This is a genomic window from Streptomyces sp. TLI_185, from assembly GCF_003814765.1.
Taxonomy (GTDB): Bacteria; Actinomycetota; Actinomycetes; order Streptomycetales; family Streptomycetaceae; genus Streptomyces.
In genome coordinates this window covers 8459601-8485386 of the sequence record NZ_RKRB01000001.1, presented here as the reverse complement: position 1 = coordinate 8485386, position 25786 = coordinate 8459601, and the positions used below count along the sequence as shown (strand labels likewise).

General features: G+C 70.8%; 21 protein-coding genes and 4 pseudogenes. 5 read left to right on the top strand and 20 right to left on the bottom strand.

The window, feature by feature from the left end; translation table 11 throughout:
* Positions 1–33: 33 nt before the first annotated feature.
* The gene (locus tag EDD92_RS39030) at positions 34–849 is read left to right on the top strand and encodes a creatininase family protein (protein ID WP_123968652.1); all 816 of its coding nucleotides are present in this window, start codon (positions 34–36) and stop codon (positions 847–849) included.
* 137 nt (positions 850–986) lie between these two features.
* On the opposite strand, the pseudogene EDD92_RS51645 reads toward EDD92_RS39030, so the two are convergent.
* From EDD92_RS51645 to EDD92_RS39000, 5 genes and pseudogenes are all read right to left on the bottom strand, one after another.
* A pseudogene (locus EDD92_RS51645) lies at positions 987–2288 on the bottom strand (YbhN family protein); the annotation flags it as partial.
* Complete coding sequence (locus tag EDD92_RS39015) at positions 2285–3292, bottom strand: class I SAM-dependent methyltransferase (RefSeq protein WP_123968649.1); 1008 nt, start codon at positions 3290–3292, stop codon at positions 2285–2287. The pseudogene EDD92_RS51645 and the gene EDD92_RS39015, both read right to left, overlap by 4 nt.
* A complete protein-coding gene (locus tag EDD92_RS39010; RefSeq protein ID WP_123970744.1) occupies positions 3289–4449 on the bottom strand; it encodes a glycosyltransferase family 4 protein in 1161 nt (386 codons plus the stop codon). Before EDD92_RS39010 ends, EDD92_RS39015 begins: the two co-directional genes overlap by 4 nt.
* A gap of 47 nt (positions 4450–4496) precedes the next feature.
* Positions 4497–4895, bottom strand: a complete 399-nt coding sequence (locus EDD92_RS39005; RefSeq protein ID WP_030936582.1) for a 6-carboxytetrahydropterin synthase — start codon at positions 4893–4895, stop codon at positions 4497–4499.
* Positions 4896–5011: 116 nt separating this feature from the next.
* Complete coding sequence (locus EDD92_RS39000) at positions 5012–5992, bottom strand: zinc-binding alcohol dehydrogenase (RefSeq protein ID WP_123968648.1); 981 nt, start codon at positions 5990–5992, stop codon at positions 5012–5014.
* 108 nt (positions 5993–6100) lie between these two features.
* Between EDD92_RS39000 and EDD92_RS38995 the strand changes: the two genes are divergently transcribed.
* A complete protein-coding gene (locus EDD92_RS38995; protein ID WP_123968647.1) occupies positions 6101–6877 on the top strand; it encodes a CDP-alcohol phosphatidyltransferase family protein in 777 nt (258 codons plus the stop codon).
* 91 nt (positions 6878–6968) lie between these two features.
* Here the strand turns inward: EDD92_RS38995 and EDD92_RS38990 are convergent, their stop codons facing one another.
* The 5 genes from EDD92_RS38990 to EDD92_RS38970 are packed head-to-tail and all read right to left on the bottom strand — an operon-like array spanning position 6969 to position 12436.
* Positions 6969–7385: a GNAT family N-acetyltransferase gene (locus EDD92_RS38990; RefSeq protein WP_123968646.1), complete on the bottom strand. Its 417-nt coding sequence runs from the start codon at positions 7383–7385 to the stop codon at positions 6969–6971.
* Between the two features lie 10 nt (positions 7386–7395).
* Positions 7396–8622, bottom strand: coding sequence for an MFS transporter (locus tag EDD92_RS38985; RefSeq protein ID WP_185124267.1), 1227 nt, complete (start codon positions 8620–8622; stop codon positions 7396–7398).
* Positions 8623–8627: 5 nt separating this feature from the next.
* The gene (locus EDD92_RS38980; protein WP_123968644.1) at positions 8628–10391 is read right to left on the bottom strand and encodes an ABC transporter permease subunit; all 1764 of its coding nucleotides are present in this window, start codon (positions 10389–10391) and stop codon (positions 8628–8630) included.
* Positions 10392–10394: 3 nt separating this feature from the next.
* The gene (locus EDD92_RS38975) at positions 10395–11903 is read right to left on the bottom strand and encodes an ABC transporter substrate-binding protein (RefSeq protein WP_399185521.1); all 1509 of its coding nucleotides are present in this window, start codon (positions 11901–11903) and stop codon (positions 10395–10397) included.
* Complete coding sequence (locus EDD92_RS38970; RefSeq protein ID WP_123968642.1) at positions 11900–12436, bottom strand: GNAT family N-acetyltransferase; 537 nt, start codon at positions 12434–12436, stop codon at positions 11900–11902. Before EDD92_RS38970 ends, EDD92_RS38975 begins: the two co-directional genes overlap by 4 nt.
* A gap of 140 nt (positions 12437–12576) precedes the next feature.
* Here EDD92_RS38970 and EDD92_RS38965 point away from each other — a divergent pair, with 140 nt between their 5' ends.
* Both EDD92_RS38965 and EDD92_RS38960 read left to right on the top strand, forming a co-directional pair.
* Positions 12577–13533, top strand: a complete 957-nt coding sequence (locus tag EDD92_RS38965) for an adenylyl-sulfate kinase (protein WP_123968641.1) — start codon at positions 12577–12579, stop codon at positions 13531–13533.
* Positions 13534–13589: 56 nt separating this feature from the next.
* Positions 13590–13982, top strand: a complete 393-nt coding sequence (locus EDD92_RS38960; protein ID WP_123968640.1) for an SCO5389 family protein — start codon at positions 13590–13592, stop codon at positions 13980–13982.
* A 166-nt stretch (positions 13983–14148) separates the two neighbouring features.
* On the opposite strand, the pseudogene EDD92_RS50555 reads toward EDD92_RS38960, so the two are convergent.
* From EDD92_RS50555 to EDD92_RS38915, 9 genes and pseudogenes are all read right to left on the bottom strand, one after another.
* Positions 14149–14313 (bottom strand): annotated as a pseudogene (locus EDD92_RS50555) (DUF397 domain-containing protein); the annotation flags it as partial.
* 51 nt (positions 14314–14364) lie between these two features.
* Positions 14365–14628: pseudogene (locus EDD92_RS50550) on the bottom strand (Scr1 family TA system antitoxin-like transcriptional regulator); the annotation flags it as partial.
* A 163-nt stretch (positions 14629–14791) separates the two neighbouring features.
* A pseudogene (locus tag EDD92_RS51635) lies at positions 14792–14923 on the bottom strand (IS5/IS1182 family transposase); the annotation flags it as partial.
* 151 nt (positions 14924–15074) lie between these two features.
* Positions 15075–15431, bottom strand: a complete 357-nt coding sequence (locus EDD92_RS51630) for a DUF4262 domain-containing protein (protein WP_260327067.1) — start codon at positions 15429–15431, stop codon at positions 15075–15077.
* Between the two features lie 84 nt (positions 15432–15515).
* A complete protein-coding gene (locus EDD92_RS38935) occupies positions 15516–16367 on the bottom strand; it encodes an MBL fold metallo-hydrolase (RefSeq protein WP_185124266.1) in 852 nt (283 codons plus the stop codon).
* A gap of 326 nt (positions 16368–16693) precedes the next feature.
* Positions 16694–18058, bottom strand: coding sequence for a GH1 family beta-glucosidase (locus EDD92_RS38930; protein ID WP_123968638.1), 1365 nt, complete (start codon positions 18056–18058; stop codon positions 16694–16696).
* 41 nt (positions 18059–18099) lie between these two features.
* On the bottom strand, positions 18100–18939 hold the full coding sequence (locus tag EDD92_RS38925; protein WP_123970742.1) for a carbohydrate ABC transporter permease: 840 nt from the start codon (positions 18937–18939) through the stop codon (positions 18100–18102).
* A 22-nt stretch (positions 18940–18961) separates the two neighbouring features.
* A complete protein-coding gene (locus EDD92_RS38920; protein WP_123968637.1) occupies positions 18962–19957 on the bottom strand; it encodes a carbohydrate ABC transporter permease in 996 nt (331 codons plus the stop codon).
* Positions 19958–19961: 4 nt separating this feature from the next.
* Positions 19962–21275, bottom strand: a complete 1314-nt coding sequence (locus tag EDD92_RS38915) for a sugar ABC transporter substrate-binding protein (protein WP_123968636.1) — start codon at positions 21273–21275, stop codon at positions 19962–19964.
* 211 nt (positions 21276–21486) lie between these two features.
* Here EDD92_RS38915 and EDD92_RS38910 point away from each other — a divergent pair, with 211 nt between their 5' ends.
* A complete protein-coding gene (locus EDD92_RS38910) occupies positions 21487–23271 on the top strand; it encodes a coagulation factor 5/8 type domain-containing protein (RefSeq protein WP_123968635.1) in 1785 nt (594 codons plus the stop codon).
* Positions 23272–23452: 181 nt separating this feature from the next.
* Here the strand turns inward: EDD92_RS38910 and fusA are convergent, their stop codons facing one another.
* Positions 23453–25528 (bottom strand): elongation factor G, encoded by a 2076-nt coding sequence (fusA, locus tag EDD92_RS38905; protein WP_399184920.1) that lies wholly within the window; start codon positions 25526–25528, stop codon positions 23453–23455.
* Positions 25529–25786: the final 258 nt, after the last annotated feature.

Sequence of the window (25786 nt, the reverse complement as noted above, 5' to 3'; positions counted from 1 at the left end):
GATTCCTAAGCAGAGACGAAAGGCCGTGAAGAAATGAGTGTTTCGGGCGCGCGTACGGCGGCATACGGGCTGGTGCCGGCGGACACTACGGAAGAGGTACGGACCAGGGCGGCGGGTGTCTCAACGCAGGTCGCCGTCCTTCCGGTCGGGAGCTTCGAGCAGCACGGTCCGTTCCTTCCGCTGGCGACCGACACGCTCGTCGCCTGTGCCGTGGCCCGGGAGATCGCCGCGGCGTACCCGGTGCACCTCCTCCCGCCCGTGACGATCTCCTGCTCGCACGAGCATGCGGCCTGGCCCGGTACCGTCAGCATCTCCTCGGTGACCCTTCATGCGGTGGTATGTGACATTGCACAGTCGCTGCGCCGCTCCGGCGTCGACGCCCTGGTGGTGGTCAACGGGCACGGCGGAAACTACGTACTGGGCAACGTCGTTCAGGAATCGTCTGCCCGCGGCGAGCGAATGGCACTGTTCCCGGCCGCGGAGGACTGGGAAGCGGCGCGGCAGCGGTCGGGGGTGATCACCTCGCTGCTGACCGACATGCACGCGGGAGAAATCGAGACCTCCATCCTTCTGCACGCTCACCCGGAATTGCTCCGCCCCGGTTATGAGACCTCCGATTTCGTCGCGGACGACCGGCGTCATCTGCTCACCCTCGGTATGTCCGGCTATACCGATTCGGGCGTCATCGGACGCCCTTCGCTCGGTTCCGCGGAAAAGGGGAAGGAACTGCTGGCGAGCCTCGCGGATTCCTTCGGCGCGTATTTCTCGTTGCTCACCTCGCAGGACGCGTCCGCCGATTCCGACCGTTCCGCGAGCGCCTCCGGGGAAGCGGGCAGCGCCCGCGGCTGAGCGGTGCCGGGTTCCGGCGCCGTCGCCCCGGAACCCGCCCGCAGGCCCGTGTACCAGCGGGCGACGAGGACGACGGCGCCCGGCAGGGCGGCCACGAAGCTCAGCACGCCGTACACCACGGCGACGGCCACACCGCTGCTCGCGCCGAGGCCGACCGCGCCGAACGCCCAGGCGGTGACGCCCTCCCGGGGGCCGAACCCGCCGATGTTCAGCGGCAGTCCCATGGCGACCAGGGCGAGGACGGCCAGCGGCAGCAGGACGGCGACGGAGGCGCCGGAGCCGGCAACCCGCGCGGCGAGCACGAACATCCCGAGGTGCCCGGCCAGGATCAGCAGCGAGGAGACGGTGACGCCGGGCCAGTTGCGGCGCGACAGCAGGCTCTCGCGCGCCTCGGCGAGCGTCGAGCGCAGAGCCGTTCCGCGACGGGACGGCGCCTTGTTCATTCGCAGGGCGACGACGACGGCTAGTGCGCCCACGGCCGCAAGGCCGGCCAGCGGTGCGACGTGCCGTACCTCGCCGAGCACCGGTGACGGCATCGTGAGCAGCGTCGCCGTACCGACGACCGTCAACGCGACCTGTCCGGCGACACGTTCGAGCACCACCGAGCGCACTCCGCGCCCGAGGTCGCCGGCGCTCTGTCCGTGCCGGACGGCCCGGTGGACGTCGCCGAGGACGCCGCCGGGCAGGGCGGCGTTCAGGAACAGCGCGCGGTAGTAGTCGGCGACGGCCGGTCCGAGCGGCAGGTGGATCTTCAGGCCGCGAGCCACCAGCGCCCAGCGCCAGGCGCTGAGCACGGTGGTGGCGACGCCGATCAGCAGGGACACCACCAGGGTCGTCGCGTCGATGCTGCGCAGCCCGTCCAGCAGGACGCCCGTGCCGAGGCGCCACAGCAGCGCACCGAGGATGACCACTCCCGCGACGGTGCCGAAGTGGGTACGTACGGCACGGGAGTTGAGCCGGGCGAGGGCGGCACGCCACCAGGGTGCCCGCGCGGTGGCCGGCTCGGGCCGGGCCGAGGAGACGATCACGCCGATACGCGCCTCCGAGACGGCGGGCCCGGTGGGTGCGGCGGATGCGAGGACATCGGCCCGCGCCCACAGAGCGGCGTCCCGCGCGGCGAGGCAGGCCAGGCCGTCCTCCCACACCTCGACCGCGACGGAGGCGGCACCGCCGGCCGCACCCGCAGCTGCCGGGCGGACGGCGCCTTCGGCCCGCGCCCCGGCACGGGTTCGCGTCGGCAAAGAGGCCCGCACCTCGGCACCGACTCGCGTCGGCAATTCGGCCGGCACCTCAGCACCAGCCCCTGTCGGCAATCCGGCCCGCACCTCGGCACCGACGCCCGTCGGCGCCCCGGACACGACGTCCACACCCCGCCGGGCCTCCACGGCGCCGCGCCGGTCGGCCCGCACCACGAGCGCCCGCACCGTCTCCACGCTCATGACGCGCCGCCCGTCGGCCGGGACAGTGCCAGCAGGTCGCTGTGGTGGACCACGACATGGAGTTCGCCCGCCTCGCAGGCGGCCAGGCGGTCCTGCAGATACCGTTCTGCACGGGCCTTGAGCTCGGGGCGTTCCTCGACGGCCGCGCTGACCCAGCCGCGCAGCCACTGGGCCGTCAGCGCGGCCTCGCCGGGGCCGAGGCGCCAGGGGCTGGGGTCGACGCGTACCGTCGCGCCCCGTTCCGAGAAGGCCTCGCAGGCCACCGTGATCGCGTCCGGGCCGAGCAGGCCGCCGCGGCGCTGGTGGGCGTTGAACGCCTCGGTGATCTCCTCGTCCATCGGGTCGGACGGGGTGAGTTCGATACGTCCGGCCACCGAGAGCGTCAGCAGGGCGGGGCAGCCGGCCCCGGTGCAGGCGTCGGCGAGGGTCTCGATCTCCTCGCGGGTGAGCACGTCGAGCAGCGCGGACGCCGTCACGAGCGAGGCGCCGGCGAGCGCGTCCGGGGTGAGCCGGGCGACGTCGCCGCGGCGCGTCTCCACGGTGACCCTGCTGCCGTCGGCGGCGGAGCGCGGGGAGGCGACGGCCGCGAAGTGCAGCAGGTACGGGTCGCGGTCGTGCAGGATCCAGTGCTGGGGACCGTCCAGGCGGGGTGCGAGCCAGCGGCCCATCGAGCCGGTGCCGCAGCCCAGGTCGTGGATGACGATCCCGGCCTTGCCCGGCAGGTTGGCCAGCCGGATCCGCAGCGGATCGAGCAACTCGTGCGCCCGCCCGGCCGCGTCGGCGGGTTCGCGCAGCTCCAGCCACTCGGGCGCGTAACGGGGCGGCTCCTCGGGCCCGGTGTCCCGCAGCCGCACGGTGGCGCGCTCGCCCGGCCGCGGGGCGGGGCCCGCGCCGGGGATCACGGAGTCCGCCGTCTCGGAGCCGTCGCGATCGGCCGGTTCGGAGCCGCCCCGTCCGCCGGGCTGTGCCGGGATCTTCCCGTCGATCTGTGCCGTCCTGTTCATGCCGCCCTCCTGGGTTCGCTCGGTAGCCGGCCCAGTACTCCGGCAAGGCTTCGGGCCGTGGTCGCCCACCCGTCCAGGGCGGCCCGCCGGCCCCGGGCGGCGGCCTTCAGCCGGCGTCGTACGTCGGCCTCGCCGAACCAGCCGCGTAGTTCCGCGGCGAGGGCGGCGGGGTCCTCCGGCGGCACGAGGATGCCGGGCACCCCGCCGTCGGGGGCGCGTCCGACCGCCTCCGGGAGACCACCGACATCTGTGGCCAGCACGGGGATACCGCGCGCGAGGGCCTCCGTCACCGCCATGCCGTACGTCTCCGCGTAGGAGGTGAGGACCATGAGGTCGGCGGCGTTGTAGCTGGCGTCGAGCTGGGCACCGGCCTGCGGGCCCGCCAGTTCGATGCGGTCCTCCAGACCGTGCTCCTTGATCAGCAGCCGCAGATGGGCGACGTACTCGGGGTCGTGCCCGAGCCCGCCGACGCAGACGCAGCTCCACGGCAGGTCGGCCGCCGCGGCCAGCGCCTGCACCAGCCGGTGCTGGCCCTTGCGCGGGGTCACCGCGGCCACGCACAGCAGCCGGGAGACGCCGTCGGTGCCGGAGGCGAGGGGCGCGATGTCGGCGCCGGGGGCGGCGACATGCACCCGCTCGGGCGCGAGACCGTGGTGCGCGACGAGGCGTCGTACCGCCCAGTCGCTGGTGGCGATGACAGCGGGCACGGCCCGCAGCACGTCACGCTCCTTGGCGTCCAGCTCGGCGGCCACGGCGGGTTCGAGACCCCTCTCGTCCCCGAGGGGAAGGTGCACGAGGACCGCGAGGTTCAGCCGCTCCGTCTCCGGGACGACGATCTCCGGGACCCCGCAGGCGACGATCCCGTCCAGCAGGACGACCGAGCCGTCCGGCAACTCCCGCAGCGTCCGCGCGAGTTCCGCACGGGCCGCCACCCCGGGCCGGGGCCACTCGCCGGCCACGGCGTGCTTGTGCACCTGCCAGCCGAAGCCGGGCAGGTCCAGGCTGACCCGCCGGTCATAGGCGTTGCCGCCGCTCGGCGCGGCCGGGTCGTCGACGCCGCCCGGCATGACGAAGTACACGGAGCGCAGGGACATGGGGATGATCTCGGCGTTCTTCAGGGCGGAGTGCTGCACGGGCACATAGGTGAGCGACGGCATCTCCGCCTCCCCCGGGGCGTTCTCCACCTTCTCCAAGGTCACGTCGGTCACAGGGCACGCTCGTAACTCGCCCAGGCGATGTGCGACTCGTGCAGGGTCACCGAGATGCCCGCGATGCCCTTGGCGCCCTCGCCCAGCGCGCCCTTCTCGATCCGCTCGGCGAGCCGGTCGGCGATGACCTTGGCCAGGAACTCCGTGGAGGTGTTGATGCCTGCGAAGTCGGGCTCGCTGTCGAGGTTTCTGTAGTTCAGCTCGCTGACGACGGCACCGAGTTCCTGGGTGGCGAGTCCGATGTCGACGACGATGTTGTCGTCGTCCAGCTGCTCGCGCCGGAACGTGGCGTCCACCAGGAACGTCGCTCCGTGCAGGCGCTGCGCGGGTCCGAAGACCTCGCCGCGGAAGCTGTGGGCGATCATGATGTGATCGCGGACGGTGACACTGAACAACGGACGACCCTCCAGGTGCGGCGCGTCTGGTCCTCCGGCCGTTGGCCGCCGGAGGATGCCGTGTAGTACGGCTCTTCGCTTCCCCGCGTTCAGCCAAGTCTCACCCTTTTCTCAGGTCAGACCGTTTCGGGGTACCTCACACGGTGACACAGCGCGGGAATCTCACCGGAGGCCAGCCGGGGCATCACCTCCGGCAGCTCCTCGAACGCGCTTTCCCCTGTGATGAGCGCGTCGAGCGCCGGGTCGGCGAGCAGGTCGAGGGCGAGGGCGAGCCGGTCGGCGTAGCTGCGGTTCGCGCGGGCCGGGGAGACGGTGCCGACCTGGCTGCTGCGGATCGTCAGCCGCCGGGAGTGGAAGGCCTCGCCGAGCGGGAGGCTCACCTTGCGGTCGCCGTACCAGCTCAGTTCCACGACGGTGCCCTCGGCGGCCAGGAGTTCCAGGGCCCGGGCAAGTCCCTGTTCCGTGGCGCTGGCGTGCACGACGAGGTCCCGTTCCCCGAGCGCGTCCTCGGGCAGCGCGAAGTCGACTCCGAGGGCCTCGGCGGTCTTGGCGCGGGCCGGGTCGGCGTCGACGAGTTGCACGCGTACACCCGGGAAGCGGGCCAGCAGCGCGGCCACCGAGCAGCCGACCATGCCGCCGCCGACCACCGCGATCCGGTCGCCGACCAGTGGCGCGGCGTCCCACAGGGCGTTCACGGCGGTCTCCACGGTCCCGGCGAGGACGGCCCGCTCGGCAGGAATCTTCTCCGGCACGACAGTGACGGCGGAGGCCGGCACCACATACCGCGTCTGGTGCGGATACAGACAGAAAACCGTACGCCCCACCAGTTCCTTGGGCCCCTCCTCCACCCTCCCCACACTGAGGTAGCCATACTTCACGGGTGCGGGGAACTCGCCCTCCTGGAAGGGCGCCCGCATGGCCGCGTGCTGGCTCTCCGGAACGCCGCCGCGGAAGACGAGCGTCTCCGTGCCGCGGCTGACTCCGGAGAAGAGCGAGCGCACCAGCACCTCGCCCTCCTCGGGTTCGGGCAGGTGGACGCTCCGGATCTCGCCGAGACCCGGACGACTCAGCCAGAACGCGCGTGCGATGCGGTTCATCCGGCCTCCTCCTGAACGATCGGGAAGTTGTTCACGTACCGACATGTGCACAGGCCGCGCACAGTACGCGGCGTTGATCGACTTTGTCATTCGGCCGGAGGGTGTGCGGTGGCCCTGAACAACACTTACGACGCAAGGCTGGTCCAGCAGGAGACCGCTGTGGGAGCGGGCGTTCAGATCCTGTTGCTGGCCCTGCTCGGCACGGCGATCGGCATGGGTCCGGCGGGCTGGCTGACCGGCCTCGTCTTCGCCATCGCCATGTGGGCGGTGCTCTCGCGGGCACTGCACCGCACCCGGCCACGCTCGTTCGGCCCGGCCAACCGCGTGACGCTCGGCCGGGCGACCCTGGTGGGGGGTGTGACGGCCCTGGTCGCGGACTCCTTCGAGAGCTCCCCGCCGGTCACCGCCCTCGTCGGCCTCACGGCGGTCGCCCTCATCCTGGACGGCGTGGACGGCAAGGTCGCCCGCGCCACCGGCACCTCCACTCCCCTGGGCGCCCGTTTCGACATGGAGGTCGACGCGTTCCTGATCCTCGTGCTCAGCGTCTACGTCTCCATGCAGCTCGGCCCGTGGGTTCTGCTCATCGGCGGCATGCGCTACGCCTTCGTCGCCGCGGCCCGCGTCTGGCCGTGGCTGAACGCCTCGCTGCCGCCGAGCACGGCCCGCAAGACGGTCGCCGCGATGCAGGGCATCTGCCTGCTCCTGGCCGCCTCGGGCTACCTGCCGCCCATGGCGTCCCTCGGGGTCGTCGTACTGGCCCTGGGCTCACTGATCTGGTCCTTCGGCCGTGACGTCCTGTGGCTGCGGCGGACGTCGCGGGTCCGCGACGGCGAGGTGGAGCAGATGCTGGAACTGGAGTCGGAACGCGAGACGGTGGCGTCCTGAACGGCCGTCTCCCGTAGCCGCCGTCCACCCGGCGACGGCTGCGTCCTCGGGCCCGCCGCCCGGGGCCCGTTCAGCCGTCGAACGCCAACCGTTACACCGTCGACTCCCGCGCCAGGAATCCCAGCCGCTCGTACAACCGGTTCGCCGCCTCGCGGTCGGGCCGGGAGGTGAGGTCGACAGTGCGGGCCCCGGCGTCGCGGGCGATCTGCAGGGCCTTCTCCATGAGCAGTCCGGCCACTCCGTGGCCTCGGGCCACTGCGTCCACGACGACGTCCTCGACGCGAGCCCGCAGCCCGGTCGGTACGGGGAACATGACGAGGGTCAGGGTGCCGACGATCTCGCGCTCGGCCCGGGCGATGAGCACCGTGTTCGCATCGCAGGCCACGATGCGCCCGACCGCCTCGGCGTCGAGCGGCTCGGCGGACGTCGACTGTTGCGTCAGCAGTCGGCCGAAGACTTCCACGAGTTCCTGGTCCGCCTGCCGGGCGATCTCCACCTCGAGCTTCATGGCGCCGACCCTATCGGCGCGGCAACAGCCCGACCGCCGCGGCCGGCACGGCAGCCAGCACCAGCCAGGGCACGGCCACCGGCAACCCCATGTCGAGGAGCGTCCCGGTCGCCGAGCTGCCGGCCAGGACGATGAGACCGGACACCGAGGACAGCGCTCCCGTGTACAGGCCGAGCCGTCCCTCCTCCGCAAGGTCGGGAACCCAGGCGCGGGCGACGGGTGCGACGAGCATCTGGCCGAGGGTGAGCAGAACGACGAACCCGGCGACAGGCAGCAGGCCTGCCGTGCCCGTCCAGCCGGCTGGACGGGCACACCCCACGACCGCGAACCCGGCCGCGATCAGCAACAGCCCGGCCGCCATGGAGCGCCGCAGCGTGAGCCGCACCCCGGCCCAGCGGGTGACGGGCAGCTGGGCGCTCACCACCAGCAACGACGACAGGGCGAACAGCCAGGCCAGCGGCGCCTGCGAGCCCGCCGCGCGCTCCACCTCCGCGGGCAGCGCGAGGTAGAGCTGGTTGTAGGCGAGCAGATAGACGCCGTACGCACAACACAGCGCCAGGAAGCGGCGGTTGCGCAGCAGCACGCGCAACCCACCCCTCCCTGGGGTGCGCGCCCGCCCGGGGATGTGCTGCGGCAGCAGCCACACATGCCCGGCCAGCACGAACACAAAAATCCCGGCGCCCGCCAGGCACACCGCACGGAAGTCCACCGCCAGCAACAGCGCACCGAGCAGCGGCCCGACGAACGCCCCCGCCTGCCCCGCCACGGTGAACAACGCCAGCACCCGGGTACGCGAGACCCCGCCCGCCTCCTCCAACGCCACCGCCTGCCGGGCGACTTCGGACTCCACGGCCGGTGAGAACAGTGCTGCGGCGAACCCGATCAGCAGCACCGCACCGACGACCGCCCAGGTCTCCCCGGCGTACCCGAGCCAGCCGAAGCCGACGATCCGCAGTACGCAACCGGCAAGCACCACCGGCCGGATCCCGTACCGGTCGGCCAGCGCCCCGCCCACCACGAACAACCCCTGCTGACTGAAGGTCCGCAGCCCCAGCACGAACCCGACGAGCCAGCCCGCCATCCCCATCGCCCGGCCGAGATGCTCGGACAGGAACGGGAGCACGGCGAAGAAGCCGATGTTGAAGGCGAGTTGTGTGAGGATCAGCAGCCGGAGGAGGGGCGTGAGCCGAACACCGCCCTCCGTACGGTGACGCGGACCGATCGACGATGACGTCACCTTGCTCACCTGGCTTCCACCGACTCCCTTGTATCGGCGGGCTGTTCAGCAGCGACGGCATCGGCGGTACGACGCCGTGGCCGCCGCACTCCCCCACCCGCGCTCACCGCAAGCACACCGAGCAGGGCCAGCACGCCGGCGGGGGCGAGAACCGCCCAGGGCGCACGTTCCGCATAGGGCTGGTTCTCGGCGAGCAGCAGGCCCCACTCCGGGGAGGGCGGCTGGGCGCCCAGGCCGAGGAAGGCGAGCGAGGCGAGCGCGAGCGCGGTGCCGGGCAGGCGCAGCAGGGCGTGGCGGGTGACGGGCGGCAGGATGGCCGGCAGCAGCCCGTTGCGCATCAGATACCAGCGGCCGGCACCCAGGCCGCGGGTGGCGGTCAGGTGCACGGCCGCCCGCTCCTGCCGCAGCAGCGCGGAGGTGTGCGCGGCGAGCGGCGCCCAGGCGACGGCGCTCACGGCGAGCGCGGGCGTCGCCGCTGCGCTGCCCGCGACGGCGGCGACGAGAAGCGCCCCGAGCACCGGCGGTACGGCATTGACGGTGTCGACGAGCGGCCCCGACAGCCGGGGCAGCAGCCCGAGCAGTACGCCGGCGACCAGGGCGACGGCGCCGATCACGAGGGCGAGCAGGAGGGTGTCGAGGGCACCGTGGGCGACCCGGGCGAGCATGTCCCGGCCGAGCGCATCCGTGCCGAACGGGTGGGTCCAGGAGGGAGGTTGGAGCCGCTGACCGGTGTCGAGCGCGAGCGGGTCGCGGGGCAGACCGAGCCCGATGACGACGAGCAACAGCCCACCGTGGGCAGGAAGCCGGATCCCGCGGACCGGCGCCGACGGCCGGTGCAGGGTGGGCAGGGCCCCGTCGCGCAGGGCGGGTCCGATCAGCCGACGGGCCGCGAGCCGGGCGGCGCCCGCTGCGACGGCGCCGAGCAGGACGAGTACGAGCACTCCGGCCTGCAGGACGGGCAGGTCCTGGGCGAGGGCGGCCTGGAGGGTCGCCCGGCCGAGCCCGGGGATGTCGTAGATCTGCTCCACGGCGACGGAGGCGCCGGTCAGCCCGACCACGAACAGCCCTGCGTTGGGCAGCAGTCCGGGCAGGCAGCGGCGTACGGCCTGGCGGGCGATGCTCCGGCGGGGCAGTCCGCGGGCGGCGGCGGCCGCCGTCCAGGGTTCGGCGAAGGCGCCGGGCAGCAGGTCGTCGAGGAGCCGCCCGAGCACGGCCCCGGCGGGCAGACCGAGCGCGAGCGCGGGCAGCACGGTCCAGCGGGGCCCGTACCAGCCGAGGGCGGGCAGCCAGCCGAGCTGCACGCCGACGACGGTGGCGAGCACCGAGGCGATGAGGAACTCGGGCAGCGCGGCGAGCACGGCGGAGCCGGAGCCGCCTCGGCGCTCCCGCCGGCACAGGGTCCGGGCGCAGACCAGCCCCGCCGTCACGACCGCGACCACGAGCGCCACGGCCATCAGCAGCAGGGAGACACCGAGGGCCTGGAGCACGGCGGGCGTGACCTCGGCGCCGGAGATCCACGACCGCCCCGCGTCCCCGCGCCACAGCCCGCCGAACCACTGCCCGAGCAACCTCAACGGGCCATCGTCCAGGCCGAGTTGGGCACGGATGTCGGCCAGCACCTCAGGGCTGGGGTTGCGTTCGGCCGAGCGGGCCCTGAGCACGGTGAACGCCGGGTCGGTGTGCGAGAGCCAGGGCAGCAGGCCGACGCAGCACACGAGGGCGACGGCGAGCCCGGCGCGCCACAGGACCGCGGTGGCTAGGTGCCGCATGTGTCAGCGCCGGGTTCCGGTGCCGACGAGGGTGCGCTCGTACGGATCGAGGAGCGCACCGCGGACCGAGCCGGCGACGCCGGTGATGACGCGCTGGTGGACGAGCGGCACGACGGCGTCGGTGCGGAGGATGTCCGCCTCGGCCGCCATGACCGCGTCCTGCCGCTGCGCGGTGTCGGTGGCCCGCTCGGCCTTCGCCACCGCCCGGTCGACGCCCTCGTCGCACAGCAACGCCAGGTTGTAGCCGCCGTCGCAGGTGAAGTCGCTCGCCAGGACGGCGACGGGATCACCGGTGTCGACGAGCGTGTTGCGGGCGAGTACGAACGCGTCGAACTTTCCGTCCAGTGCCTCGGTCTCCAGCCGCGAGTACTCACGCACCTCCAGTTCGACCTCGAACCCCGCCTTCTCCAGTTGCTCCTTCAACACCTGGGCGACTTCCGGGAGTTCGGGCCGGTTGTCGTACGTGGCGAGGGTGAGCTTCGTGCCATGGGGGGCCGCGGCCTTCGCACGCCCGACCGGCGGCCTGCGCTTGCCCTCGGCCCAGGTGACGGCGGGGCCGTAGATACCGGCTCCGGCATCGGCGTGCCCCTCGTAGACGCCGTCGGCGAGCGCGCTGCTGTCGACGGCCCGGCGCGCGGCGGCCCGCAGCCCGGGGTCCTTGAAGGTTCCGGACCGGGTGTTGAGGAGCAGGCTGGTGGTGCGGGTCGTGGCCGTCTCCTTGCGGGTGGCGCCGGCGAGGGTGGCGGCCTGGGCGACGGGGACGGCCTCGGCGAGGTCGACCTGTCCGGTGCGCAGGGCCGCCGTGCGGGCGGTGCCGTCGGCGATGAACTTCACGTCGATGCCGGAGGACCGGGCCAGTCCGCCCCAGTGGTCGGCGAAGCGGTCGAGCGTGGCGGAGGTGGTGCCGGTGACCTTGGTGAGCTCGAAGGGGCCGGTGGCGGTGCCGATCGGGTCGACACGGCCTGTTGCGCCGTAGGCCTTCGGAGCGAAGATCGCGAGGCTCGGGCTGGACAGGCGCAACGGCAGTACGGGATCGGGGCTGCCGGTGGTGATCCGTACGCCCGTGCTGCCTTCCGTCTCTGCCTCCAGACGAACGCCGGAGAGAGCGGCGGGGGCGGGCTTCGCCTCGGTGGCGTGGGTGAGGGAGGCCGCGACGGCGGACGGGGTGACGTCCGTGCCGTCCTGGAAGGTGGCCTCGCCGAGGGTGAACAGCCAGGTGCGGTCGTTCTCCCGGCGCCAGGAGGCGGCGAGCGCGGGGGTCGCGGCACCGTTGGCGTCCAGGGCGGTGAGGCTTTCGGTGACGCCGAGGCGGCTGAGGATGGTGGCGTCGTCGCCGTACGGCGAGAGATTCTCGGCGGGCGGGAAGGCGAGAGCGACCCGCAACCGGGCGCCGGCCGTTGCGTCACCCGCCGCGCTGCCGGAGCCGCCGGAGCCTTCGGGGGCGAAGCAGCCGGTCAGGGCCGGGGCGAGCAGGAGGGCAAGGATCTGTCGGAAACGGCGCACGGCGGCTATCGCCCCATCGGTATCTCGAAGTGGACGATCCCCTGCCCGCCACCGGGATCCTCGCGCTCGTCGTGCACGACCTTGCCGAGCGACCGCCAGAAGGCCTCCGCACCCGGGACCGTCGGGTCGGTGTGCAGGTAGACGGCGCGGTAACCGCCCTCCGCGGCCGCGAACGCGAGCAGTTCGCCGACGAGGCGCCGGGCGAGGCCGCGCCGACGGTGCTCGTGCCGGACGTAGATCCGGCGCAGCTGCGCGGTCTCGCCGGAGGGAAAGCGCGCGGCGAGGTGGCGCGGGTTCGGCGGGTGGGCGGGACCACGGGAGTCGAGGGCGGCGGTCGCGACGACATCTCCGTCGGCCGGGTCGAGCGCCACCAGCAGAGTGTGGCGGGGAGAGGCGAGATAGGCGGCGGCCGGATCGAGGATGTCGCCGTGCCAACGGGGCACGTAGCCGGTGCCGAAGTCACGGTGGACGGTGTCGAGCATCACGGCTCGCGCACCGTCGAGGTCGTCCGGGCCCGCCGCCCTGATGCAGTAGTCAAGCACTTGCACATCATATGCATTAAGCCAGGTCTCCTTGATCGCCACCCCATCACCCTCCGGCTCCCGCCGATTTGACAGACCGTCGGAAGCTGCCTAAAACCTAGCCACATGACATTCATTTTCAAAATGAAGTCGGCCCGGTAATGCGGGTCGCGTTCGTCGGCAAGGGCGGCAGCGGCAAGACCACCCTGTCAGCGCTCTTCACCCGTCATCTGGCCCGCTCCGGCGCGCCGGTACTCGCCATCGACGGCGACATCAACCAGCACCTGGCCGAGGCACTGGGACACGACGAGGCCCATCTGGACGCACCGCCCCTGGGCGCCCACCTGCCTGAGATCAAGGACTATCTGCGAGGCACCAACCCGCGCATCACCTCCCACGAGGCGATGATCAAGACGACGCCGCCCGGCCGCGGGTCCCGCCTGTTGAGGTTGCTCGGCGACGACGAACTGCACGCACGCCACGTCCGGCGCGTGGGTGACGTACCGCTGATGGTGACGGGCGAGTTCGACGAGAGCGACCTCGGGGTGGCCTGCTACCACTCCAAGCTCGGGGGCGTCGAGCTCTATCTCAACCACCTGGTCGACGGCCCCGGCGAGTACGTCGTGGTCGACATGACGGCGGGCGCGGACGCCTTCGCGTCGGGCCTGTTCACCCGGTTCGACCTCACGTTCCTGGTGGCCGAACCGACCCGCAAGGGCGTCTCCGTCTACCGCCAGTACCGCGACCACGCCCGCGAGTTCGGGATCCGTATCGCCGTGATCGGCAACAAGGTGACCGGCGAGGACGACCTGCTGTTCCTGAAGGAGCAGGTGGGCGACGACCTCCTGACCCACCTGGTCCACTCCCCCTGGGTACGGGCGGCCGAACAGGGCCGCACGGAGGGCGGGTTGGACACCCTGGAGCCGCACAACCGCCACGCCCTGAACCTCCTGCGCGAGACCGTCGACGCCCACCCCAAGGACTGGCCCGCCCTCCACCGCCACGCCGTCGAGTTCCACCTGCGCAACGCCCGCGCGTGGGCGGACCAGGCGACGGGCCTGGACCTGGCCGACCAGGTGGACCCGGGGTTCGTCCCGGGCCCATCGGCGCTCACCTGACCCCTCCCTCCACCGTCAAGCACATCCACCAACTCCTCGAACGGACGCCCCTTTTCATGTCTCTCGACGTCTCCCCGAAGCTCCTCGCCGAAGCCGAGTCCGGTGACATCCGCGAGGAGGACTTCGTGGACACGGTCCGCACGTCCCTCCCGTACGCCTACGACCTGATCGCCTCCCTCGCCACCGAACTCAAGGGCGGCACGGCCGAGTTCACCGACAACCAGACCCCTCCCCCCTCCGAGCAGGACCGCGGACAGCTCCTCCGCGCCCTCGCCAGCGACGCCATCCGCGGCAGCCTGGAACGCCACTTCGGCGTGAAACTGGCCTTCCAGAACTGCCATCGGGTGGCGGCGTTCCGGCCGGGAGCACGGGACGGCGAGACGTACGGGCGGTTCACGTCGCTGCGGTCGCAGGTGCTGAACCAGTCGCCGGAGTTCCGGGACTGCTGAGGCCGGACGGGCTCAATCAGGCAAGGCAACCGAACTCGGCGGAGTCGAGCTGCTCGGCCGCTTCGGTCACGGAGGCACCTCCACCAGCCGCTGGGCCCCTGACCACACCAGTGCCCCGTGACCGACCTTGAACGGTCACGGGGCGCTGCCACGGTCACGCTTGGCTCTACGCCGTGTGCCGAGCGGCGAACCCGACGAACTCCGCCCAGGCGTTCGGCACAAGGCTCAGCATGGGCCCCGCCTTGTCCTTCGAGTCCCGCACATGCAAGACGCCGCCGGCAGCGGCCACCTCAACGCACTCGCCGCCATTGCCCGCGCTGTAGCTGCTCTTCAACCAAGCCAGATCGGCAACGTCCGCCCTGGCCACTTCCCCGTTCATCGCTCCCAACAGCTTCTCGATCAGTGCCAGCGACTCGGCCGGGGTGAGCGACTGGGCCCGCAGAATGCCGTACGCAGCCTCAAGTTCCCGAACCTTCCCACGCTCGGTGTGGACGCGGCTGTCACCCTGGACCTCCGTGTAGGCGATCCTCTGCCCATCCTTCGTCTCCATCAAGGTGAACGGGCCAGCCAATCCAGCATGTTCCGCACGCGAGAGAGGCATCACCTGAATCTCGACGTTCCGCTTCTCCCCGACCAGCAGGAACTGCTGCACACCACCCCCGGACGTCGAGTCCGGCCGAGGCCTCCTTCTCGTCGACGCACTCGCGGACGGCTGGGGCGTCACCCCGCGCCCGACCGCGCCCGGGAAGACCGTATGGGCGGAGCTCCTGCTGTCGACTCCGGCCGAGGCCTAGGTTCTGTCTCTTTGGTCAGCGTCGGGTCCAGATGAGGATGCCCGCGAGGTGGAGTGCGGCTTGGTAGGCGATGGCGAGTTTGTCGGTCCGTGTGGCCAGGCCGCGCCACTGTTTGAGGCGGTTGATGCACCGTTCGACGGTGTTCTCGGCGGCAGCCACAGCTGAGGCTGCGACTGCCGGTGGCCTGGGCCAGCCCGCTCATCCAGTGGAAGTGCTCACCCGCGTCGGGCCAGGCAGCCTGGAGGAACCGGAACGGAGGCCGCCGGTATAACCCGGTGGCTCTGCCGAAGAACATCCGTTACCAGCGCATGTCGACGCTCCGTAGCTTCACCGGTCGGCCCTCCCTCACACCGTTGAGCTCTGGTCCGTCCTCCAGTGCGTCGCCGGCGGCAACCCGGTCGCCGAGCACGTTGAGCATGCGATGCATCTCGTGAATGTCCGGGCCGAAGATGCTCATTTCGGCGGCGCCATGCGTGTGTGAGAGGCCGATCGTGTGCGCGAACCCCGGTCCGATCTCGTCCTCGGGAACCATGAGCACGTGCCAGCCATGCCGCCGCACGTTGTCGATGACGGTCTCCTCCAGCCGGTCTGCTTCAGCGCGGTCGCCGTAGTCATGGCAGAGGATGCAGCGGCATTCGAAACCGTCACGGAACATGAGCTGAGGGCTACGGAGCCGTACACCAGCACACGCTTTGGTGCCCGGAGTGCAGCAAATCCCAACGGCGCGCGGCGGCGCCGCTCACGTCCCCGACGGCCGCGGCTGCTCCGGCGGAACCGAGCTCTCGGCAACCGCCATCCACTGGTCCAGGTCGGACTGGGTGAACTCTGTCCACGGCGGGATTCCGGGGAGCCGGCGGAGGAGGTCGTAGGCCTCGGGGATCTGCGGGCCGCGCAGGACCGGGCAGTGGCAGCCGGCGATGACCTCGGCGTTCAGGTGTTGGAAGTCGGTGACGACCGTCCCGAACTTGTGGGCGTCCAGCAGGGCGACCCAGGGTGAGACCAGGCTTCCGCCGAAGAACTGGCCGTCGCGGAATTCGTCTGGCGACAGCGCTGCCATTTCGGGCATGGGGGTCGGCACGTTCGTGGCGAAGGTGTCGACGGCCCACAGGACGTTGGTCTTCGGGTCGAACAGGGCGCGGGTTGTGGGGTTGTCGTACAGAGGCGGTCGCTTGGCGACCAGGGTGCGGTCGCCCGTGTCGATCGTGTCGCCGTCAGTCATGAAGCGGCACCGGTTGATGGGGGTCTCCCACTCCTCGGCCATGCGGCCGATGGAGAACCATGTCGTCAGCAGGGTCGCGTTCGGGCATTCCGCGAGGACCGCCAGGAGGTTGCCGGCGTGGTCGCGGTCGTCGTGGGTGAGGAAGATCCACCGTACGTCCAGGGGATCCACGACGGACCAGGCTGCCTCCAGCCACTGGGAGCGCACCGCGGGCGCCCCGGTGTCCACGAGGACCGGTTCGGCTCCCCGGATCACCATCGAATTCATCGGGAAGTGGCCGACCGGTGGGGCCTCAAGGGCCCACGGGATGACGAATGTCTCCTCGGCGATCTTGTACGGCTGTAGCAGGTTGAAACTTTCGATGGTCGTCATCGCTGCTCTCCCTAGGACGGAGTCGCGGCAGCGTCCATGAATCCAGTGCAGCCCCGTGCCGGGCTGTCGTCAAACGCAGAACTCGTGACGGTCGGCTTCGGTGAGCGACGAGGGGTGTGCGGTCGGTGCTGGCAGGTCTCGCCGCGCCTGCTGCCGTTCCTCGCTCACGAGAAGGGTCACTGTTGTCGTTCCGGCTTCGTCGGCCAAGGTGACGAGATACGGGTCCACGGTCCGCTTCGCGAAACGCGTCGGACTCCGTCATTCTGCGGGCCATGACGGGTGCGTGGATCAGGTCGGCGCTGCCCTGATCCACGCGCCCGGCGGGTTCACGCAGCCTTCGCCGACTGTCCCCGGTGCCTGCGCACGATCTCCGCGTACCGGTACCCACTCCCCTTGATCGTCCGCACCTGCGTCCGATAGTCCACATGCACCAGCCCGAACCGCTTGTCGTAGCCGTACGCCCACTCGAAGTTGTCCAGCAGCGACCAGGCGAAGTATCCGGCCAGCGGGGCGCCCTTGCGGGCCGCGGATGCGCAGGCCGCCAGGTGGCGCTCCAGGTACTCCTGGCGCTCGGGGTCGTCGACGGTGCCGTCCGGGCGTACGACGTCCGGGTAGGCGGAGCCGTTCTCGGTGACGTACAGGCGCCGGGCGCCGTACTCCTCGGTGAGCCGGAGCAGGAGCGTCTCGATGCCGTTCGCGTCGATCTCCCAGTCCATGCCGGTACGCGGGACGCCGAGGCGGCGGACCGAACGCACGTGGGGTGCCGGAGCCGAGGGGTCGTCGGCGACGGTCGCCGGCATGTAGTAGTTCAGGCCGTGCCAGTCGAGCGGAGCGGCGATCGTCGCCAAGTCGCCTTCCTGCTCCGGGAGTTCGATCCCGTACACCTCGCGCATGTCGGCCGGGAACCCGCGGCCGTACACCGGGTCCAGCCACCAGCGGTTGACGTGGCCGTCCTGCCGCCGGGCGGCCCGCACGTCCTCCTCGCGGTCGGTGGCGGCATGCACCGTGGAGAGGTTGGTGACCAGGCCGACCTGCGCGGACGGGGCCGCGGCGCGGATCGCTCCGACGGCGAGGCCGTGGCCCAGCAACAGGTGGTAGGAGGCGCGGACGGCGGCCGTCAGGTCGGTCAGGCCGGGAGCCATCCGGCCTTCCAGGTGGCCGATCCAGGCCGAGCACAGCGGTTCGTTGAGGGTGGCCCAGTGCGACACGCGGTCGCCGAGGCGCTCTGCCACGACCGATGCGTACTCGGCGAAGGCCAGCGCGGTATCCCGCTCGGGCCAGCCACCGCGGTCCTGCAGGGTCTGCGGAAGATCCCAGTGGTAGAGGGTGACGGACGGCATGATGCCCGCCGCCAGCAGAGCGTCGATCAACTCGTCGTAGAAAGCGAGGCCCTTGGGGTTCACCGGTCCGTCCCCGCCGGGCATCACCCTCGGCCAGGCGATCGACAACCGGTAGGCGTTCGTGCCCAGTTGACGCATCAGGCCGATGTCCTCGCGCCACCGGTGGTAGTGGTCGCACGCGACGTCGCCGTTGTCGTTGCCCGCGACCTTGCCGGGCGTGTGGGAGAAGGTGTCCCAGATCGACGGGGAGCGGCCGTCCTCCGCGACGGCTCCCTCGATCTGGTACGCCGCTGTGGCCGTGCCCCACAGGAAGTCGGGCGGGAAGGCGGCGAGGTCGATGCGGTCGGACACGGAAGTCCCTTCGGAATCGGTGGAGTTGGTTTCCCGACGGTTCACTTGACGGCTCCCGCCGTCAGCCCGGCGACGAGATAGCGCTGCAGCAGCAGGAAGCCGGCCACCACGGGCACGCTGACGACCAGCGAGGCGGCCATGATCTGGTTCCAGTAGACGTCGTTGAGCGTGGAGTAGCCCTGGAGGCCGACGGCGAGCGTGCGGGTGGTGTCGTTGGTCATGACGGAGGCGAAGAGCACCTCGCCCCAGGCGGTCATGAAGGCGTAGACGGCGACGGCGACGATGCCGGGGATCGCGGCCGGTACGACGATCCGCAGCAGCGCACCCAGCGGCCCGCAGCCGTCCACCAGCGCCGCCTCGTCCAGGTCGCGCGGCACCGAGTCGAAGTACCCGATCAGCATCCAGATCGAGAACGGGAGGGAGAAGGTGAGGTACGTGAGGATCAGGCCGCCGCGGGAGCCGAACAGGGCGATGCCGGTGGCGTTGCCGATGTTGACGTAGAGGAGGAACAGCGGGAGCAGGAAGAGGATGCCCGGGAACATCTGCGTGGACAGGACGGTGACCGTGAAGACGCGTTTGCCCCGGAAGTCGTAGCGGCTGACGGCGTAGGCGGCGAACACCGCGATCACCACCGAGCAGACGGTCGCCGAGCCCGCCACGATCAGCGAGTTCACGAAGTAGCGCGCCAGCGGGACCGTCGACCAGATGTCGATGTACGGGCGGATCGTCAGACCGCTGGGCAGCCAGCGGAACTTGCCCGTGACGTCGGCCAGCGGCTTCAGCGAGCTGGAGACCATGACGTACACCGGCACCAGGACGAAGCCGGCGAGCAGGGCGAGGAAGATCCGCCGGGACCACAGGAACGAACTCGGCGGAGCCATCGGGGACTTGATCCTCTGGGCCTCAGACATCGGCCGTCCTCCTTCCGCGCGAGGTGAGCACCAGATACCCGCCCGTCACGATCAGCAGGAAGAGCAGCAGGAGTACGGACATCGCCGACCCTGTGCCGAAGTTCCAGGTGACGAACGACGCCTGGTAGATGTGGACCGAGATGAGGTCCGCTGCCTCGGGGGCCGCCTTGCCGAACAGGACGTACGGCGTGTTGAAGTCGTTGAAGGTCCAGAGGAAGAGAACCAGGACCAGGACCTGGTTCACGGGGCGCAGGGACGGCAGCGTGATGCGGCGGATCTGCTGCCACAACCCGGCACCGTCCAGGGCGGCCGCCTCGTACAGCTCGCGCGGGATGTTCTGCAGGCCGGCCATGACGATCAGGAAGGCGAACGGCCAGCCCTTCCACACCGACACGATGAGCAGCGCGTAGAAGCTGTTGTCGCCGATCAGCCAGAAGGACGGTTTGTCGGTCACGTGCAGCTGGTCGTGCAGGACGTGGTTCACCAGGCCGTTGTCGTGCTGGAACATGAACACCCAGGTGATGACGGCCGCATAGACCGGCAGTGCGTACGGCACCAGGAACAGCGCTCGCAGCAGGCCGCGGCCGCGGAAGGTGTCCTGCATGAAGACCGCGGCCGCCGTGCCGATCAGCCAGCACAGGGCGACCGACAGCAGCGTGAAGCCGACGGTGACGAAGAAGGAGTGCAGCAGTGCCTCGCCGACGGGGGCGTCGAAGTCCACCGACACCTTGTAGTTGCCGAGGCCGGACCAGGGCGCGGTGCCCCAGTCCCGGATGTAGAACTGCGTGAGCTCCTTGAAGCTCATCACGATGCCGATGACCATCGGCACGAGGTGGACCAGGAGTTCGAGGATCAGAGCGGGCAGCAGAAGCAGGTAAGGGAGTCCGATACGGCGGATCCGGCCGGGGCGGCGGTCACGCGGCTCGCGTGCCGCCGCCCCGGGGGAACTCCCGCTCACCGAAGGCTCCTTGAGGGCGGTGGTCGTCATCGGATCACTTCGCCGGCATCTGCTGCTGGGCCTTCTCCAGCGCCGCCTTCACCGAGCCGGCGGTCACCTCGCGCCCGGCCGCCGCGTCCGCGAACAGGTCCTTGACGGCCGTGCCGACCGCCGTCTCGAACTGCGACTCGTCGGCGACCTGCGGCAGCGCGGCGGCGCTTGTCGCGAGCGTCTGCTTCAGCACGGAGTTGGACGCGCTGTTGAACGCGGCATCCGATTGGGCGGCCTTCACGGGCGGGATCGAGCTGTACGCCGTGTTGAGGATCTTCTGCTCGGCGTCGCTGGTCATGAACTTCACGAACTTCGTGGCGCCGTCGAGGTTGTGGGTGTTCTTGAAGACGGCGAGGTTGATGCCGGCGACCATCGAGTTGACCTGCGTGCCGGTGCCGGGGGTGCCGGACTGCACGGGCACGGGCGCGATACCGTACGAACTCTCGCTCATCCCCTGGGACTTCAGGTTGGCGGCGGCGGACTGCCACAGCAGCATGGCCTGCTTGCCCTTGGCGAAGTCGCTCACGGACTGGTTCTGCGCGTACTCGGCGTCGCCGGTCGGGATGACCTTGTCCTTGGCCATCAGGTCGACGTACTGCTTGACGGCGGTGACCACGCCGTCACCCGTGAAGTCGGGTTTGCCGTCGGCGGTGAAGAAGTCGGCGCCGTGCTGCTTGGCGAAGACGAAGACGTGGTGGATGTTCTCCGCGAGGTTCGCCCCCTCCGCGCCGAGCGGCGACTTGCCCTTCGCCTTGATCTTCTTGCCGTCGGCGACCAGTTCGTCCCAGGTGGCCGGGGGCTTGGAGATGCCCGCGTCGGCGAAGATCTGCTTGTTGTAGTACAGGGCGTAGGCCATCGAGTACAGCGGTACGGCCGCGGGGTCCTTGCCCGCCGCGCCCGTCGAGCCGAGTGCCGAGTCGACGAAGCGGTCCTTGCCGCCGATCTTCGCGAGGTTCTTGGCGTCCCAGGGCAGCAGGGCACCGGTGGCCTGCAAGGAGGCGCTCCAGGTGTTGCCGATGTTGAGGACGTCGGGGCCCTGGCCGGAGGTGGTCGCGGTGAGGATCCGGTTCAGCAGATCCGACCAGGGGACGACCTCCAGCTTCACCTTGATGCCCGTCTGCTTCTCGAACTTGTCGAGCTCCGGCTGCAGGACCTTCTTGTCGACGGCGATGCTCGCGCCCTGGTTGGAGGCCCAGTACGTGAGCGTCTTCGGCGAGTCGTTGGACCCGCCCGTCGACGAACCGCCTCCGCAGGCCGAGGCGGCAAGGGCGAGTGACATGGTGACGGCGCCTACGGCCGCGGCTCGGATGCTGCGCATGGCTCCCGGTGTCCCTTCGGGGATTGCACTCATGACTTAATTTAGGACGTGAGTTAAACCTCAAGGGATGGACTAGTCAAGGGGTACGGCAACCCTTGCGGAACTCCGGTCGCACCCCTTGACGCGCCCGTTCGGGTAGTTGAAGCATTCACCGGCGAGAGAGCGCTCCCAAACCCCACCTCGTTCACTTTCTGAACAGGAGAGCCGCCCCATGCCCCTGCCTGACTCCGGCCTGCCCGCCCTGGGCCGCAGAACCGTCCTCGGCGCAGCCGCCGCATCCGCCCCCGCGGTGCTCGGTCTGTCCGCCCGCGCGTCCGCCGCCCCCTCCGCCAAGAAGCCGCGGCTCCTCCCCGGCGGCGGCGACCTCGGGCCGAACGTCCTGGTCTTCGACCCGTCCACCCCGGGCATCCAGGCCAAGCTGGACGAGGTGTTCACACAGCAGGAGTCGGCCCAGTTCGGCACCGGCCGCTACGCACTGCTGTTCAAGCCCGGCACCTACAACGGCCTCAACGCCCAACTCGGCTTCTACACCTCGATCATGGGCCTGGGACTCTCCCCCGACGACACCACCATCAACGGGGACGTCACCGTCGACGCCGGCTCGTTCAACGGCAACGCCACGCAGAACTTCTGGCGCTCGGCGGAGAACCTGGCCCTGGTTCCGGCCAACGGCACCAACCGGTGGGCAGTCGCACAGGCGGCACCCTTCCGCCGTATGCACGTCCACGGCGGCCTCAACCTCTCGCCCACGGGCTACGGTTGGGCCAGCGGCGGCTACATCGCCGACAGCCGTATCGACGGCCAGGTCGGACCGTACTCGCAGCAGCAGTGGTACACCCGGGACAGCGCGATCGGCAGCTGGCTCAACGGCGTCTGGAACATGGTGTTCTCCGGCGTCGAGGGCGCTCCGGCGCAGAGCTTCCCGAACCCGCCGTACACCTCACTGGACACCACCCCGGTCTCCCGCGAGAAGCCCTTCCTGTACGCCGGCGGCGCCTCCGGCCTCCACGTGTTCCTGCCGGAGAAGAGGACCAACGCCCGCGGGGTGACCTGGGGCAACGGCACCCCGCGAGGCACCTCGCTCCCGCTGTCGCAGTTCTACGTCGCCAAGCCGGGCGTCTCCGCAGCCACCCTCAACCAGGCGCTCACGCAGGGGCTTCACCTGCTGCTGACGCCGGGGATCTACCACCTCGACCGCCCGATCCAGGTGAACCGCCCCAACACGGTCGTCCTGGGCCTGGGTTACGCAACTCTCATACCCGACAACGGAGTTACCGCCTTGCGCGTCGCCGACGTCGACGGCGTACGCCTGGCCGGGTTCCTGATCGACGCCGGACCGGTCAACTCCCCCACGCTGCTGCAGGTCGGCCCGCGCGGCGCCTGGCGGGACCACTCCGCCAACCCGACCACCGTGCAGGACGTGTTCGTCCGCATCGGCGGCGCGGGCGCCGGAAAGGCCACCACCAGCATGGTGATCAACAGCCGGCACACCATCGTCGACCACACCTGGGTGTGGCGCGCCGACCACGGCACGGGTGTCGGCTGGGACACCAACCGGGCCGACTACGGGATCGTCGTCAACGGCGACGACGTGCTGTGCACCGGCCTGTTCGTCGAGCACTTCAACAAGTACGACGTGCAGTGGTACGGCCAGCGGGGCCGCACGATCTTCTTCCAGAACGAGAAGGCCTACGACGCCCCGAACCAGGCCGCGATCCAGAACGGCTCGGTCAAGGGCTACGCGGCCTACAAGGTCGGCGACGGCGTCACCGCGCACGAGGGCTGGGGCCTGGGCAGCTACTGCTACTACAACGTCGACCCGACGATCGTGCAGCACAACGGTTTCGCCGCGCCGAACCGCCCCGGAGTGCGCTTCCACGACCTGCTGGTGGTCTCCCTGGGCGGCAAGGGCCAGTACGAACACGTCATCAACGACACGGGCGCGCCCACGTCGGGCACCTCCACGGTGCCGTCCACGGTGGTCTCGTATCCGTGATCGAGCGGCGGCCCCGCCCGTTTAGGAGCGGGGCCGCCGTGTCGGTCACCGAACCGCGGTCGCGGCTCGTCATCAACAAGACCGGCGCACCGACGTCAGGGACGCCGACCGTACCGTCCACGGCGGTGTCATATCCCTGAGCGGCGACCCCGCCCGCGTACGGGAGGGGCCGCCTTCTCAGTCACCGGACCGCTGTCGCAGCCGGCGCCGGAGCGTAGCCCGTGGGACGGGCCGTGAAGGTGCCGCGGCCCTGCGTCCGGCTGCGCAACCGGGTTGCGTAGCCGAAGAGTTCGGCCAGTGGCACGGTGGCCGTGACGACCGCCGCGCCGCCGCGCGTGGCCGAGCCCGAGACCCGGCCGCGGCGGGCGGCGAGGTCTCCGAGCACGCCGCCGACGGCGTCCTCGGGGACGGTGACCGTGACCTCGACGACGGGTTCCAACAGGACCATCGCGCAGGCCCGCAGGGCCTCTCGGAGACCGAGTTTGCCCGCCGTACGGAAGGCGGTCTCCGAAGAGTCCTTCACGTGGGTCGCCCCGTCACTGAGGGTCACGCGCAGCCCGGTCACCGGATGACCACCGAGGGGTCCCTCGGCGAGTGCGTCCCGGCAGCCGGCCTCGACCGCGCGGACGTACTCCTGCGGCACCCGCCCACCGACGACGGCCGAGCGGAACTCGAACCCTTCGTCGAGGGGCTCGACATCGAGGACGACATGCGCGAACTGCCCTGCTCCGCCGTCCTGTTTGACGTGCCGGAAGACCAGCCCGGACACCCCGCGGTCGACCGTCTCGCGGTAACTCACGCTCGGGCGACCGACGTTGACCTCCAGACCGTGGGTGCTCCGTAGCTTCTCCGCCGCGACCTCCAGGTGCAGTTCACCCATCCCGGACAGCACCGTCTGGCCGGTCTCGGGGTCGGTCCGCACGACCAGCGAGGGGTCCTCCTCGGCCAGCCGCGCGAGCGCCGAGGCCAGCTTGTCGGCGTCGGTGGACCTGCGGGCCTCCACGGCCACGGAGACCACCGGCTCGGCGACGCCCGGCGGTTCGAGCACGATCGGCGCGCCAGGGGCGCACAGGGTCGAGCCGGCGCGGGCGGACTTCAGTCCGACCACGGCGACGATGTCCCCGGCGACCGCACGGTCCACATGTGCGTGCCGGTCGGCCTGCACCCGCAGGATCCGCCCGATCCGCTCGGTACGGCGCACGCCCGCGTCCCACACGGCGTCTCCCTTCTCGATCGTTCCCGAATACACCCGCAGATACGTCAGCCGCCCCGTGGGGGTGGCATTCACCTTGAACGCCAGCGCCGCGAACGGCGCCGCCGGATCGGCCGCCCGCTCCTGCTCCGTACCGTCGAACGTCCCTTGTACGGCGGGCACGTCGAGCGGCGAGGGCAGGTACGAGACGGCGGCGTCGAGCAGCGGTTCGATGCCGCGGTTGCGGTAGGCCGAGCCGCACAGCACCACCACGCCGTCACCGCTGCGGGTCAGGTCGCGCAGCGCGGCGACGAAGGTCTGCGCGGACACAGCCGCCCGCATACAGAACTCCTCCAGTGCGCCGGTGTGCAGCTCGGCCACCGCCTCCTCCAGCAGCCGCCGACGCCGCTGCGCCTCCTCGCGCAGCTCCTGAGGCACCGGCCCCTCCACGGCCGTGTCGCTGCCGTCGTCCCAGACCAGTGCCCGCATGCGGACGAGGTCGACGACACCGCGGAACCCGTCCTCCGCTCCGATCGGCAACTGCACGACCAGCGGCGCCGGATGCAGCCGCTCACGGATCGACGCGACGGCCGTGTCGAGGTCGGCGCCCGCGCGGTCCAGCTTGTTGACGAACGCGATCCTCGGCACGCCGTGCCGGTCGGCCTGCCGCCACACGGACTCGCTCTGCGGCTCGACCCCGGCGACGGCGTCGAACACCGCGACCGCCCCGTCGAGCACCCGCAGCGAGCGCTCCACCTCGTCGGCGAAGTCCACATGTCCGGGGGTGTCAATGAGGTTGATCCGATGGCCTTCCCAGGCGCAGCTGACCGCCGCGGCGAAGATGGTGATCCCGCGATCGCGCTCCTGCGGATCGAAGTCGGTGATGGTGGTGCCGTCGTGAACCTCACCGCGCCGGTGTGTGGTTCCGGTGGCGTACAGGATCCGCTCGGTGACGGTGGTCTTGCCCGCGTCTACATGGGCAAGGATGCCGAGGTTGCGGACGAGGGCGAGAGTGTTGAGGTTGGTGCGCACGGCCCGTTGGCCTTTCTGGTGATCGCTGATCATCGGCGATGATCGGAACAGGGCAGCGCGATTCCCGGGCGAACGGCCTCGACCACGGGCGCCGGTGAATACGGCAGGCCGCGTCAGACGTTCGTCACGGGCATCCGGTACCGGCCGCGCAGCGGGCACCGGACGGACGGGGACACGAGGATCACCTCGAACTGCGAGCAGGGGACGACGACTGCGATGCAGTAACGCACGGCCGTCCTCCTCACTCGTCCCGCGCGTCACGGCGACGCACGGTGCGTGGCGAGTGTAGGG